11 protein-coding genes are annotated in these 12,961 nt (G+C 72.1%); 4 read left to right on the forward strand and 7 right to left on the reverse strand.

What is annotated here, in order from left to right:
• Positions 1-4 precede the first annotated feature (4 nt).
• The 6 genes from HS045_RS04045 to HS045_RS04070 all read right to left on the reverse strand — a co-directional run bounded on the left by HS045_RS04045 (position 5) and on the right by HS045_RS04070 (position 4,689).
• The gene (locus tag HS045_RS04045; RefSeq protein ID WP_196451042.1) at positions 5-184 is read right to left on the reverse strand and encodes a bacterioferritin-associated ferredoxin; all 180 of its coding nucleotides are present in this window, start codon (positions 182-184) and stop codon (positions 5-7) included.
• Positions 185-383: 199 nt separating this feature from the next.
• The gene (locus HS045_RS04050; protein ID WP_196449811.1) at positions 384-995 is read right to left on the reverse strand and encodes an MBL fold metallo-hydrolase; all 612 of its coding nucleotides are present in this window, start codon (positions 993-995) and stop codon (positions 384-386) included.
• Complete coding sequence (locus HS045_RS04055; protein ID WP_196449812.1) at positions 992-2,077, reverse strand: S-(hydroxymethyl)mycothiol dehydrogenase; 1,086 nt, start codon at positions 2,075-2,077, stop codon at positions 992-994. The genes HS045_RS04050 and HS045_RS04055 overlap by 4 nt, the downstream gene beginning before the upstream one ends.
• A gap of 113 nt (positions 2,078-2,190) precedes the next feature.
• A complete protein-coding gene (locus HS045_RS04060; protein WP_196449813.1) occupies positions 2,191-3,171 on the reverse strand; it encodes an adenylate/guanylate cyclase domain-containing protein in 981 nt (326 codons plus the stop codon).
• Entirely contained in the window at positions 3,168-3,716 is a 549-nt protein-coding gene (locus HS045_RS04065; protein WP_196449814.1) for a PH domain-containing protein, read from the reverse strand. The genes HS045_RS04060 and HS045_RS04065 overlap by 4 nt, the downstream gene beginning before the upstream one ends.
• Positions 3,717-3,846: 130 nt before the next feature.
• Entirely contained in the window at positions 3,847-4,689 is an 843-nt protein-coding gene (locus HS045_RS04070) for a biotin--[acetyl-CoA-carboxylase] ligase (RefSeq protein ID WP_196449815.1), read from the reverse strand.
• 250 nt (positions 4,690-4,939) lie between these two features.
• Here HS045_RS04070 and HS045_RS04075 point away from each other — a divergent pair, with 250 nt between their 5' ends.
• The 4 genes from HS045_RS04075 (at position 4,940) to HS045_RS04090 (ending at position 10,215) form a co-directional block, all read left to right on the forward strand.
• A complete protein-coding gene (locus HS045_RS04075) occupies positions 4,940-7,162 on the forward strand; it encodes an FdhF/YdeP family oxidoreductase (RefSeq protein ID WP_196449816.1) in 2,223 nt (740 codons plus the stop codon).
• Positions 7,159-8,055, forward strand: coding sequence for a formate dehydrogenase accessory sulfurtransferase FdhD (gene fdhD, locus HS045_RS04080; protein WP_374191357.1), 897 nt, complete (start codon positions 7,159-7,161; stop codon positions 8,053-8,055). The genes HS045_RS04075 and fdhD overlap by 4 nt, the downstream gene beginning before the upstream one ends.
• A gap of 260 nt (positions 8,056-8,315) precedes the next feature.
• Positions 8,316-9,398 carry a hypothetical protein gene (locus HS045_RS04085; RefSeq protein ID WP_230883422.1) on the forward strand — a complete coding sequence of 361 codons (1,083 nt, stop codon included), beginning with the start codon at positions 8,316-8,318 and terminating at the stop codon, positions 9,396-9,398.
• A complete protein-coding gene (locus tag HS045_RS04090; protein WP_196449817.1) occupies positions 9,376-10,215 on the forward strand; it encodes a hypothetical protein in 840 nt (279 codons plus the stop codon). Before HS045_RS04085 ends, HS045_RS04090 begins: the two co-directional genes overlap by 23 nt.
• A 49-nt stretch (positions 10,216-10,264) precedes the next feature.
• Here the strand turns inward: HS045_RS04090 and HS045_RS04095 are convergent, their stop codons facing one another.
• Complete coding sequence (locus HS045_RS04095; protein WP_196449818.1) at positions 10,265-12,901, reverse strand: phosphoenolpyruvate carboxylase; 2,637 nt, start codon at positions 12,899-12,901, stop codon at positions 10,265-10,267.
• Positions 12,902-12,961: the final 60 nt, after the last annotated feature.

A 12,961-nucleotide genomic window follows, 5' to 3' on the forward strand; every position in this document is an offset into this window, starting at 1 on the left:
CGTGCTATGCGGTCGGCATCAGGTCTTCAGACCGCTTCAGGATCGCACAGATCCTCCGGACGCAAGAAGCACAGTCCCCACCGGCCCCGGTGGTGTCGCGGATCTGCCTCGCGCTCTTCGCGCCGGCGGCGATGCAGTCGTGCACCTCGTTCTCCGTGACCGCGCGGCAGACGCATACGTACATGGCGGGCGAGGCACCTTTCACGAAGACGAGCGCATAGGTAAGGCATACCTAAGGTAGCTCACTTTGGTTAGGCTTGCCTACATAGCAGGAGACATATTTTCCTCCCTCTTCGTGCCAGAAGGGCGTGGATCATCCGATCCACGCCCTCCTGGGGCATGCCGTCCCTTTTTCGCGAGGGCCGGACGGCCCGCCGCCGCTCTCAGCGCCTGAGCCACTCCTCCAGGTGCGGGGCCTCCGCACCGATAGTCGTGGAGTCGCCGTGCCCGGTGTGGACCACGGTCGCGGCGGGCAGCGTCAGCAACCGGTCGCGGATCGAGTCGATGATCGTCTCGAACGAGGAGAAGGACCGCCCGGTCGCCCCGGGACCGCCCTGGAACAAGGTGTCCCCGGTGAAGACCGCGCCCGTGTCCGGCGCGTGCAGGCAGACCGCGCCCGGCGCGTGGCCCGGCGTGTGCAGCACGGTCAGCTCCACCCCGCCCGCCGTCAGCACCTGGCCGTCACGCAGCGGCGTGTACGGCGTGCCGGGATGGACCATCTCCCACAGGACCTGGTCGGCCGGGTGCAGCAGGATCGGCGCGTCCACCCGGGCGGCGAGCTCGACGGCGGCGTTGACGTGGTCGTTGTGCGCGTGGGTGCACACGATCGCCGCCACCGACCGGCCGCCGATCCGCTCGGCGATCGCGCCGGCGTCGTGGGCGGCGTCGATGACGACGACCTCCTCTGCGGAGCCGACCAGCCAGACGTTGTTGTCGACGTCCCAGGTGCCGCCGTCGAGGGTGAAGGTGCCGGAGGTGACGACCCTGTCGATCACAGGACCACCACCGAGCGCAGCACCTCGCCGCGGTGCATCTTGGCGAACGCGGCCTCCACGTCGCCCAGTCCGATCGTCTCGGTGACGAACCCGTCCAGGTTCAGCCGCCCCTGCAGGTACAGGTCGATCAGCATCGGGAAGTCGCGGCCGGGCAGGCAGTCGCCGTACCAGGAGGACTTCAGCGCGCCGCCGCGGCCGAACACGTCCAGCAGCGGCAGCTCCAGCGTCATCTCCGGCGTCGGCACCCCCACCAGGACCACCGTCCCGGCCAGGTCGCGGGCGTAGAACGCCTGCTTGTAGGTCTCCGGGCGGCCGACCGCCTCGATCACCACGTCCGCGCCGAACCCGCCGGTCAGCTCCCGGATCGCCTCCACCGCGTCGCTCTCGCGGGAGTTCACCGTGTGGGTGGCGCCGAAGCCCTTGGCCCACTCCAGCTTGCGGTCGTCGACGTCCACCGCGATGATCCTCGCCGCGCCGGCCAGGGACGCGCCCAGCACGGCCGCGCTCCCCACGCCGCCGCAGCCGATCACGGCCACGCTGTCGCCCCGGGTCACGCCGCCGGTGTTGATCGCCGCGCCGAGGCCGGCCATCACGCCGCAGCCGAGCAGGCCCGCCACCGCCGGGGCCGCCGCCGGGTCGACCTTGGTGCACTGCCCGGCCGCCACCAGCGTCTTCTCCGCGAACGCGCCGATGCCCAGGGCCGGGCTCAGCGCGGTGCCGTCGGCCAGCGTCATCTTCCGCGTCGCGTTGTGGGTGGCGAAGCAGTACCACGGCCGGCCGCGCAGACAGGCCCGGCACTGGCCGCAGACCGCCCGCCAGTTGAGGATCACGTAGTCGCCGGGCTCCAGGCCGGTCACCCCCGCGCCGACCGCCTCGACCACGCCCGCGGCCTCGTGCCCGAGCAGGAACGGGAACTCGTCGTTGATCCCGCCCTCCCGGTAGTGCAGGTCGGTGTGGCAGACCCCGCAGGCCTGCACGTTCACCACCGCCTCACCGGGTCCGGGGTCGGGCACCGTGACCGCCTCCAGTGAGACGTCCTGCCCCTTGCCACGCGCGACCACGCCCTGCACGGTGTACGGCATACGCACCTTGCCCTTCGAGTCCGACTACCGGCGACCAGCCTTTTTCACGGCCCGCCCCCGCGTCAATCCCTATCAGATCCGGCCCTGCGGGCTCCGGCGCCGGGCGCCGCTCCTCAGGCGCGCCGCAGGACGTACGGCTGCACCACGCCCAGCCCCCGGGCGGGCCTGCGCCGGATGCGGCGCACCTCGATCCCGTCGACCCCCTCGACCGCCCCGGCCAGGGCCTCGTCGACGACGACCGAGCCGGGGCGGGCGATGGCCGTCAGCCGGGCCGCCAGGTTGACCGTCGTCCCGAAGACGTCCCCCATCATGGGCAGCACCGGCCCGTAGGCCAGCCCCACCCGCAGGTCGGGCCCCTCCCGCCGGACCGCCTCGCCGAGCTCCAGCGCGATCGCGGCGGCCGTGGCCGGCTCCGCCGCGGTGAACAGCACCTCGTCCCCGAGGGTCTTGACCAGCCGCCCGCCGTGCGCGGCCACCACGTCGGCGGCCCGCGACTCGAACCCCTCGACCAGCTCGGCGAGGCCGTACTCGTCCAGGTCCCGGGAGACCCGGGTGAAGGAGACCAGGTCGGCGAAGCCCACCGCGAGCGTCAGCCGGGTCGGCGGGGCCGGTTCCTCGGCCAGGTCGGTGAGGGCGAGCAGCCGGGTGCCCGCGGCGGCCAGCTGGGCGCGCCAGACGTGGACCAGCACCCGCTCGAAGTCGGGCAGCAGCCGCCGGGCGAGCTCCATCACCGCCGCCAGGTCGTCGTCGCCGGGCGGCCGGTCGGAGTCGAGCATGGCGCCGATCACGATCTCGGCCTGCCACTGCGCGAGCCGGGCCGTGGTCTGGCCGAGCGCCCGGGTCATCCGGATGACCGTGGGCTCGTCCAGCAGGCCGCCCTCCATCATCGCCCGGACCCGCCTGAGGATCGCCACGTCGGCGTCGGTGAAGGCCACCGTGTCGTCGGAGAGCGTGGCGAACCCCAGCGCCCGCCAGATCCGCTCGGTGACCCGCTGGGGGACCCCGGAGATCTCGGCGACCTGGACCCGGGTGTAGCGGGGCGGCGGACCGACGAACAGCCGCTCGATCTGCTCGGCCGTCGGACGGTCCGTCACCTCCGCCGCACCTCCCCGCCCGGATCCGCCGGATCCGCCGGATCCACCGGATCGCCGTCGGCGGCGGCGTCCAGCGCCTGGAACAGCTCGGCCCGCACCTCCTGGATGCGCGGGATGTCGCGGAGCGTGACGCGGCCCTGCTCGCCCGCCGACTCGACGTAGAGGGTGCCGCAGCCGAAGAGCCGCTCCCAGAGGGTCTGGTCCGCGCTGACCGTGTTGACCTTGCTCATCGGGATGTCGTCGTGCGACGTGTTCAGCACGCCCGTGCTGATCGTGAGCCGGTGCGAGGTCAGCACGTACGCGGTGTTGCGCCACTGCAGGTACGGCACGAACGTCCACACCGTGAGCAGCCCGACGGAGACGACGGCCACGGCCACCCGCGCGTAGCCCTCGTACGCGAAGGAGGGCATGAAGTACATCGCGGCGCCGGAGGCGGCGGCGATGAGGAGCAACGCCAGGAAGGGGACGGCCAGGCGCTTCCAGTGAGGGCGGAACGACCGGATGCGCCGCTCCCCCTCCGTCAGGTGGTGATCGGGGAGACCCATGGGACGAATCGTGGCACGACCTGAGGCTCCGCGTCATGGGACGGCGGACACGGACGCAGGCACGGGACACGGACGCGGACACGGACGCGGATCGCGTGCGGTGGACGCCGACGGTCCGGCGGGGGCCGGCTCAGGACTCCCGGGGGCGGACGTGCACCACGTCGCCCGCGCTGAGCGTGTGCTCCCGCCCGTCCGACTCCACGATCAGGTGCCCGGCCCGGTCGACGCCGGTCGCCAGGCCGGCGAGCACCCGCTCGCCCGGCAGCTCCACCCTGACCTGCCTGCCCACCGTCGCGCCGGCGCCCAGGTAGGCGGCCCGCAGTCCGCACGCGTCGGCGTCGCCGTCCGCCTCGGACCACTCGCGGTAGTGCGTCTCGATCTCCCGCAGCACCGCCCGGACGAGCGGGTCGCGGTCGACGCAGGCGGCGTCCTCCAGCGCGAGCGAGGTGGCCGTCGGCACCGGGAGCTCGTCGGCGCGCAGGCTCACGTTGAGCCCGACGCCGACGATCACCGCGTCACCGACCCGCTCGGCGAGCACGCCGGCGAGCTTGCGCTCCCCGACCAGCAGGTCGTTGGGCCACTTCAGGCGGACGTCGACCTCCGCCACCCGGCGCACCGCCGACGCCGCGGCCAGGCCGACGAGCAGCGGGAGCCAGCCCTGGCGGGCCGGGGGCGGGTCGGGCCGCAGGAGCACGGAGAACGTCAGGCCCGCGCGCGGCGGAGCCGACCAGGCCCGGCCGAGCCTGCCGCGCCCGGCCGCCTGCGACTCCGCGATGACCACGGTTCCCTGCCGGGCGCCGTCGCGCGCGGCCTGCGCCAGATCGGCGTTGGTCGAACCGGTCCTGTCGACGACGGAGACGTCCGACCAGAGCCCGCCGGGCCGCACCAGCGCGCGGGTGAGCGCCGCCTGCGACAGGGGCGGGCGGTCGAGGTCGGTGAAGGGGGACGACGGAGACGACGGGGGCGCTGTCACCCTCCCATCTTCCCTCCCCGCGCGACCGCCCGGCGCCCTCCGGACCGTCCCCGGACCGTCCCCGGGTCATCGCCGAACCGTCCCCGGACCGTCCCCGGGGCGTCCCCGGGGCGTCCTTGGGGCGTCCTTGGGGGCGGTGGCCGAGGGCGGCGGCCGGCGGACGCCGCAGACGTATATTGAGCCGGTGGACGGGCTCCGGCCGTCCACCGGCCGGAAGAGGGCGACGAATGGACGCATGGGGGACGTGCGCATGAGCAGACGTCTCGACCCGCGCAACTGGGCGAGCTGGAAGCCCTTCGGGATCGGCGAGCGCAAGCCGAACAACTACCTGGAGCTGGTCAAGGCGTTCCGGTCGGTGAAGGGCAACCGCCGCTACGCCTGGCGGATCCTCACCCGCGGGACCTGCGACGGGTGCGCACTGGGGACCAAGGGCATGCGCGACTGGACCATGGACGAGGTCCACCTGTGCAACATCCGGCTCCGACTGCTCAAGCTGAACACCATGCCCGCGCTCGACGTCGCGCTGCTGGCCGACGTCTCCGGCCTGGAGCGGATGCGCGGCGCGGAGCTGCGCGACCTGGGGCGCCTGCCGTACCCGATGCTGCGGCGGGCGGGCGAGCCCGGCTTCACCCGGATCGGCTGGGACGAGGCGCTGGACCTGGCCGCGCCGCACCTGCGCGACGGCTCCCGGCTGGGGGTCTACCTGACCAGCCGGGGCGTGCCGAACGAGAACTACTTCGCCGCGCAGAAGGCGGTGCGGGCGCTGGGCTCGAACTCGGTGGACAACGCCGCCCGGATCTGCCACTCCCCCTCGACCGTGGCGCTGAAGCAGGCGATCGGCGCGGCGGCCACCACCTGCTCCTACACCGACTGGATCGGCTCGGACCTGATCGTCTTCATCGGCTCCAACCCGTCGAACAACCAGCCGGTCGCGATGAAGTACCTCTACCACGCCAAGAAGGCCGGGACGAAGGTCGCGATGGTCAACGCCTACCGCGAGCCCGGCATGGACCGGTACTGGGTGCCGTCCAACGCCGAGTCCGCGCTGTTCGGCACGAAGATCACCGACCACTTCTTCGGAGTGAACGTCGGCGGCGACATCGGGTTCCTCAACGGCGTGCTCAAGCACCTGATCGAGCGCGGCCTGGTGGACGAGGCCTGGGTGGCGGAGCACACCACCGGCTTCGATGAGGTGAGGCGGGCCGTCGCCGGGCAGTCCTGGGAGGAGCTGGAGGCTCTGTCGGGGGCGAGCCGGGAGCAGATGGGCGAGCTGGCCGGGCTGCTGGGCGCGGCGAGGTCGGCGGTGCTGGTCTGGTCCATGGGCGTCACCCAGCACGCCTACGGCGAGGACAACGTCCGGGCGATCGTGAACCTGGCGCTGGCCCGGGGCTTCGTCGGCCGCGACCACTGCGGTCTGATGCCGATCCGCGGCCACAGCGGCGTGCAGGGCGGCGCCGAGATGGGCGCCTACGCCACCGGTCTGCCCGGCGGCCTGCCGATCACCGAGGAGAACGCCCGGCGCTTCACCGACCTGTGGGGCTTCGAGGTGCCCGCCGCGCCCGGCCTGACCGCGACCGACATGATCGACGCGGCCCACGCCGGTGAGCTGGACGCCCTCGTCTCCAGCGGCGGCAACTTCCTGGAGGTGCTGCCCGACCCGGCCTACTGCCGCGAGGCCCTGTCGCGCCTGCGGCTGCGCGTGCACGTCGACATCGTGCTGTCGTCGCAGATGCTCGTCCCCGCCGACGACGGCGACGTGCTGCTGCTGCCCGCCCAGACCCGCTACGAGATGGCCGGCGGCGTCACCGAGACCTCCACCGAGCGGCGGATCATCTTCTCCCCCGAGGTCGCGGGCCCCCGGATCGGCGAGGCCCGGCCCGAGTGGCGGATCTTCACCGAGCTGGCCGCCCGCGCCCGGCCGGAGCTGGCCGACCGGCTCCGCTACTCCGGCACCGCGCAGATCCGCGCGGACATCGAGCGGGCCGTGCCGTTCTACGCGGGCATCGCCGGGCTGGCGGCGTTCGGGGACAGCGTCCAGTACGGCGGGCGGCACCTGTGCCCCGGCGGCCGGTTCCCCACCGCCGACGGCCGGGGGCGCTTCGCCCCCGTCGCCCTGCCCGCCCTGGAGCGCCCGGACGGGTCGTTCATGGTCGCCACCCGGCGCGGCAAGCAGTTCAACAGCATGGTCCACGAGCGGCGCGACGGCTTCAACGGCGCCACCCGCGAGGCCGTCCTGATCAGCGCCCACGACGCCGACCGGCTCGGCCTGGCCGACGGCGATCCGGTGGAGCTCCGCTCGGTCACCGGGGAGCGGGCGTTCCACGGCCGGGTGCTGCGGGCCCCGCTGATGCCCGGCAACCTGCAGATCCACTGGCCGGAGGGGAACGTCCTGCTGGACGCCTCCCACCGCTCCCCCGACGCCCGGATCCCCGACTACAACGCCCTGGCCACGATCACGAGGCTGCCCGCGTGACCGCCGGCGACGAAGCCGGGCCGCCGGGGCCGACCACCCGGGTGCGGATCCGCGAGTTCTCCGGCGGGGCCGTGCGGGACCGGCGCGACGACCTCGCCACCGAGGAGCCGCTGGAGATCCGCCTGGCGGCGGGCGGCGAGCGCCGTACCGTCGCCGTCACCATGCGCACCCCCGGCCACGACTTCGAGCTGGCCGCCGGGTTCCTGCACGGCGAGGGCGTCGTCCCCGCGGGCGGATCCGCCGGGGCCGCCGGGGAGCCCGGCGGCATCGCGTCGATCTCCTACTGCACCGACGCGGACGTGGCGCCCGGGGCGCGCCGCAACACGGTCACCGTACGGCTGCGCGGCGCGCGCCTGCCCGAGCTGCCGGCGCTGGAGCGGCACTTCACCACCTCCAGCGCCTGCGGCGTCTGCGGCGCCGCCGGCCTCGACGCCCTGCACTCCCGGCGTCTGGCCCCGGTGACGGAGCCCGGCCCGCTGCTGACCCCGCGGACCCTGTACGGCCTGCCGGACGCCCTCCGGCGGGCCCAGGGGGTGTTCGGCAAGACCGGCGGCCTGCACGCGGCGGGGCTGTTCACCCCGGACGGCGCCCTGGTGACGCTCCGCGAGGACGTGGGGCGGCACAACGCGGTGGACAAGCTGGTCGGCCGGGCCCTGCTGGACGGCCGGCTGCCGCTGGCCGGGCACGTGCTGATGGTGAGCGGCCGGACCAGCTACGAGATCCTGCAGAAGGCCCTGGCCGCGGGCGTGCCGGTGGTCTGCGCGGTCTCCGCGCCGTCCTCGCTGGCGGTGGACCTGGCCCGCGAGTTCGGCATCACGCTGGTCGGCTTCCTGCGCGGCGAGCGCTTCAACGTCTACTCCCGCCCGGACCGTCTAGGAGAAGTACGGTTCTGATAACTGCACTTCTCTCAGGATGGCCTCGGAAACCGCGACCAGGCATCGAGAGCCGGTGATCTCCGTTCACGCCGCTGAACCGGCCCTCGGGCGGCAGCTTCCGATCGGCTGCGAGGTCCTGCAGACGGCATGTCCAACCGGCGTCGTGCAAGCCGAAGACGCCACCGCTCCATGACATGCATGCAACTGTTCGGGAAACTCCCTTGTTCCGCTGTCAGCGGAGATAGGGTGTTTCCCGAACAGCAGGTGAGGAGGAAGGCATGGAGGAACCGTCGGAACTCCCGAAGGAAACGGATGTCCTACGGGCCGGGATGATCGTCCTGCACGACCGACTTCCGACTGGATGGTCTGCACGGCCGACTCAAGCCGGAGCGATCCCTGATCGACATGCCGATGCGTTCCTGACGGTGACGGCACCGGACGGCGAATCGGCCATTTTGGCCCTGGAGATCAAACATGTGACGGCGGTCCGGGACGTCACCATAGTGCAGGAGCAGCTGACGCAGCTCACACGGAAGGTTCCGGGAAGTCATGGCGTCGTCGTCTCCAGATACTTGGCCGGCCCGGTGCGGAAACGTCTTACCGACGCGGGCCTGTCATATATCGACGCGACAGGGAACATGCTTCTGAACGTTTCACGTCCTGGGCTGTACATCTCGACCCAGGGTGCGGAACGCGATCCATGGCGCGGCCCCGGCAGACCACGAGGAACCCTGAAGGGCACTCCGGCGGCGAAAGTCGTACGCGCACTGCTGGACCACAGCAGGTCATGGAAGATCCGCGAACTGATCAGCGTCTCCGGCACCTCCACAGGAGCGACCTATCGAGTGGTCGACTTCCTCGAACGCGAAGAACTGGCGACACGAGACAGTTCGGGCATGGTGACCGTAACCGACTGGGTCAAATTATTACGGCGCTGGAGCGGTGACTACGGATTCGTTCGAAACAACCGGATCACGAGATGGATAGCGCCGAGAGGCCTCCCGAACCTTGTAAAACGTATTGCCGACAGCTCCGCCCTGTACGCCATGACAGGAACCCTGGCCGCTGCCGAGTGGGCCGCCCACGCTCCGGCCCGCTCCGCGATGGTCTACACGGCAGATGCCGATCGAACCGCGCGCCTGTGGGACCTTCGCGCCGCCGATGCCGGGGCGAACGTGATGTTGGCCGAACCCGAAAGCGACCTCCCCTTCGCCCGGACCCTGACCAGCGCTTCCGGCCTGACGGTTGCAGCACCTGCACAGGTCGCCGTCGATCTGATGACAGGGCCCGGGCGTAGTCCATCCGAAGCCGAAGAACTCATCGAATGGATGGTCCGAAATGAATCCGCTTGGCGTGGATAGCAGCGATCTCCTCGTCCGGTCTCGTGCTGCGCTTCTCGACGCCTTGGAGGCTTTGGACGCCCACCGGGACGCAGTGATCGTGATCGGTGCACAAGCCGTCTACCTGCGTACTACAGGAACCCCCGTCGCGCTCGCCGAGATGACCAAGGACAGTGATCTCGCACTCGACCCGAGAAAACTCGATGACGACCCGCTCGTGGAGGACGCCATGAGCCGTGCGGGTTTCTACCGCGACCCTGCCGACGGACAACCCGGCGCATGGCTGAATTCCCAGAGAATCCCCGTGGATCTGATGGTTCCAGAGGCCCTCGCGGGTCCTGGGACGAAGAACACTCGTGGCGCACGCATCCCACCGCACGACCGTCGGGTTGCTCGCCGCGCTCGAGGCCTTGAGGCCGCCCTCGTGGACAACGCCGCCATGGAGGTCACCGCTCTCGATCCGGCCGACCCGCGCATATACCAGGTCAAGGTCGCAGGATCCGCAGCATTGCTGGTCGCAAAACTTCACAAGATCGCTGAGCGTGTCACCGTTCCACACCGATTGAACGATAAGGACGCACACGACATCTATCGGATCCTCATCAACATCGACACCGCCGAACTGGCTTCCGCCTTCGAAATGCTGCACCGTGATCCGATCAGCAGCGAGCCGACAGCACAATCCCTTGAGTACCTGGCCGATCTGTTCGCTTCCGGGCCGAACTCGCTTGGCGCGAGAATGGCTGGACGCGCCGAGGAAGGGCTCGGCGAACCCGAGACCGTTGCACTGTCGGCGTCCCTGCTGGCCGATGACCTCGTCCAAGCGCTAGGGATCTGATCGCCCGCACCGTACGGCCCTGCGGCGGGGCCGTACGGCGCGGCGCGGGTCAGCCGGTGTTCTGCAGGCCGGCGGCGACGCCGTTGACCGACAGGAGCAGCAGCACCGACAGGCGCTCGCGCTCCTCCTCCGGCAGGTCGTCGGCGCGCAGCCGGGACAGGGCGCGCAGCTGCAGGTGCGAGAGCGCGTCCACGTACGGGTCGCGGAGCTGGACCGCGCGCGACAGCACCCGGCGGTTCTCCAGCAGGCGGCGGTGGCCGGTGACCTCCAGGACCAGCCGGCGGGTCAGGTCGTACTCGGCCAGGACCTGCTCCAGGAAGTCCTCCCGGCCGCCGAGGGCGAGGTAGCGGGAGGCGATGTCCCGGTCGGTCTTGGCCAGGGACATCTCCGCGTTGTCCAGCAGGGAGGCGAACAGCGGCCACTCGCGGTAGGCCGCGCGCAGCTCCTCCATGCCGGTCTCGGAGGCGACCGCCGCCAGGCCGCTGCCCAGGCCGTACCAGCCGGGCAGGTTGACCCGGGTCTGCGCCCAGGCGAACACCCACGGGATGGCCCGCAGGTCGTCCAGCGACTTGGGGGCGCCCAGCCCGCGGCGGGCCGGGCGGGAGCCCAGGCGCAGCGAGCCGATCTCCTCCAGCGGGCTGACCAGCGAGAACCACTCGGGGAAGCCGGGCGCCTCGGTGAGCGAGCGGTAGGCCTTCTCCGAGGCGGAGGCGACCTGCTGGGCCAAGGTGCGGAACCGGCCGGCGGCCTGCGCCGTACGGGCCTCGACGGTCGGGGTGGAGGCCAGCAGCACCGCCGAGGTGACCTGCTCCAGGTGGCGGCGGGCGATGGCCTCGTGCCCGTACCGGGCGAAGATGACCTCGCCCTGCTCGGTGACCTTGAACCGGCCGCCGACCGAGCCGGGGGCCTGGGCGAGCACCGCCCGGTTGGCCGGGCCGCCGCCGCGGCCCAGGGCGCCGCCGCGGCCGTGGAAGAGCGTCAGCCGCACGTCGTGCTCGGCGGCCCAGGCGGCCAGCGCCTCCTGCGCCTCGTACAGCTTCAGGGTGGCGGCGGCCGGGCCGAGCTCCTTGGCGGAGTCGGAGTAGCCGAGCATGACCTCCAGCCGCCTGCCGCTCGCCGCGAGGCGGGCCTGGACGCCGGGGATCTCCAGCATCCCCGAGAGCACGGCGGGCGCGGCGGCCAGGTCGGCCCCGGACTCGAAGAGCGGGACCACGTCGAGCACCGGGGCGCGCTCGCCGAGGGCGTGGGCGGCCAGGTCGTAGACGGCGGCGACGTCGGCGGCCGAGCGGGTGAAGGAGACGACGTAGCGGGAGCAGGCGGTCACCCCGAAGCGCTCCTGGATCCAGCCGATCGTCCGGAACGTGGCCAGGACCTCCTCGGTGCGCTCGGAGGTCTCGCCCTCGGCGATCTCGGCCAGCGCGGCGGCGTGGACCTGGGAGTGCTGGCGCACCTCCAGCTCGGCCAGGTGGAAGCCGAAGGTCTCCGCCTGCCAGATCAGGTGCTGCAGCTCGCCGTAGGCCTGCCGTCTGGCCCCGGCGGCCACCAGGGAGTCCTGGGCCAGCCGCAGGTCGGTCAGGAACTCCTCCGGCGAGCGGTAGGCCAGGTCGAGGCCGCGCTGCCGGGTGGCGGCGATGCGGGCCGCGACGAACAGCAGCCACTGGCGGTGCGGCTCCCGCGCCGAGCGGGTGACCATCTCCGAGACCAGCTCGGGGTGGTCGTGCTCGGCCTGGGCCAGCGCGGCCCGCAGCTCCGGCGAGGCCGGGGTGTACTCGGCGGTCACGGTGAGGGCGCGGCCGATCCGCGAGGTGGCGTTCTCCAGCGCGATCAGCACGTGCTCGGACTGGATGAGCACGGCGTCGCGGGTGACCTTGGCGGTGACGTTGGGGTTGCCGTCGCGGTCGCCGCCGATCCAGCTTCCGTAGCGGATGAAGGGCCGGGTCAGCGGCTCACGGGCGCCCGCGCCCTCGCCGAGCGCGGCGTCCATCGTCCGGTAGACGTGCGGGACCATCCGGAACAGCGTCTCGTCGAAGGCCGCCATGGCGGTGCGGACCTCGTCCAGCGGGTCGGGCTTGGTCTGCCGGAGCTGGGCGGTCCGCCAGAGCAGGTCGATCTCCTCCAGCAGCCGCCGGTGGGTCTCGGCGCGCTCGGCCGCGCCCAGCTCGGGGCTGTTGTAGGCGGCGAGCTGGGCGCTGACCCGCTGGATCGCGGTGACCACCGCGCGCCGGCGCGCCTCGGTCGGGTGCGCGGTCAGCACCGGGTGCAGCCGCAGGTCGCCGACCAGCTCGGCGACGCGCTCGCCGCCGAGCTCCTGGACGGCCTGGGCCAGCGACTCGGGCAGCGGCTCCTCGCCGGTGTCGCGGACGCGGAGCGTGCGGATGCGGAAGTGCTCCTCGGCCAGGTTCGCCAGGTGGAAGTAGCAGGTGAAGGCGCGGGCGATCTTGACCGCCCGGCTGACCGGCCATCCGGCGACCATCGAGGTGATCTCGTCGACGGAGACCTCCCCGCGGCGGGCCGCGATGACGGCCTTGCGGAGGCGTTCGACATCGGCGAGCAGGTCGTCGCCGCCGTGCTCGGCGATGACCTGGCCCAGCAGCCCGCCGAGCAGCCGCACGTCCGCGCGGAGCTCGTCGGGCATCTCGGTGACAGCGGAGGATCGTTCTGCCTGGTTGGGCGCGCTGGCGGACATGCCTGCCAGGGTATCGAGTCCGTTTCCTCCTGTGGTCACCGGTCTCACCCATTGGACTAG

The sequence above is a fragment of the Planomonospora sp. ID82291 genome (genome assembly GCF_015711645.1).
GTDB lineage: Bacteria > Actinomycetota > Actinomycetes > Streptosporangiales > Streptosporangiaceae > Planomonospora.

Excerpts from the sequence above, each read along its gene's own strand:
- HS045_RS04090 (WP_196449817.1), top strand. The coding sequence starts at position 9,376 with ATGAATCCGCTTGGCGTGGATAGCAGCGATCTCCTCGTCCGGTCTCGT.
- HS045_RS04055 (WP_196449812.1), bottom strand. The coding sequence starts at position 2,077 with ATGCCGTACACCGTGCAGGGCGTGGTCGCGCGTGGCAAGGGGCAGGAC.
- HS045_RS04065 (WP_196449814.1), bottom strand. The coding sequence starts at position 3,716 with ATGGGTCTCCCCGATCACCACCTGACGGAGGGGGAGCGGCGCATCCGG.
- HS045_RS04085 (WP_230883422.1), top strand. The coding sequence starts at position 8,316 with ATGGAGGAACCGTCGGAACTCCCGAAGGAAACGGATGTCCTACGGGCC.
- HS045_RS04095 (WP_196449818.1), bottom strand. The coding sequence starts at position 12,901 with ATGTCCGCCAGCGCGCCCAACCAGGCAGAACGATCCTCCGCTGTCACC.
- HS045_RS04075 (WP_196449816.1), top strand. The coding sequence starts at position 4,940 with ATGAGCAGACGTCTCGACCCGCGCAACTGGGCGAGCTGGAAGCCCTTC.
- HS045_RS04045 (WP_196451042.1), bottom strand. The coding sequence starts at position 184 with ATGTACGTATGCGTCTGCCGCGCGGTCACGGAGAACGAGGTGCACGAC.